Genomic DNA, 467 nt, shown 5'->3' on the forward strand with positions numbered 1-467 from the left:
GTGCGGGTGTCGAATATTCCGCTGCATGTGATGAGGCGTAGTTCTGGGCCGGCGGTATTGGCGTACACCTCGGTGGTAGGAAATGTGGTCTTGGAGTATTGGGCGGTTCGGTAAACAGTGAAGTCGTGGGTCTTTCCGGCGGTGTCGCGTACGGAGACACGGTCGCCTGCGGTGAGTGTGGCGAGTTCGTGGAAGGGCCCGTTGCCGTCGGGTGTGATGACGTGTCCTTCGATGACTGCGGGGCCGGGTTGACCCGGCCGAGGTGAGCCATTGAACCAGGCCACGCGCTGTACGTCGGCTCCGCTCGGTACGGCCACGGCACCAGACGCATCGAGCCCTAAGCTCAGCAAATCTTCGGACAAGCCCAGTCGGGGAATCGAGACGTTCGCTGGCTGTGCAACGTCGGCACTGCTGCGGGTGTTCACCGGGACCGACTTCGATGATGTGGGTGCCGCGGCGTGCGTGGC

Annotated in this window: 1 protein-coding gene; it reads right to left on the minus strand. The window is 63.2% G+C overall.

The genetic code is table 11. From position 1 onward, the window contains the following. On the minus strand, positions 1-425 hold a 425-nt coding region (locus MUU47_RS00160), incomplete at its 3' end, for a class F sortase (protein ID WP_258986114.1). Positions 426-467: the final 42 nt, after the last annotated feature.

Origin of the sequence: Scandinavium hiltneri, from assembly GCF_024764835.1 — a bacterium.
In the GTDB taxonomy this organism is placed as follows: Bacteria; Pseudomonadota; Gammaproteobacteria; order Enterobacterales; family Enterobacteriaceae; genus Scandinavium; species Scandinavium hiltneri.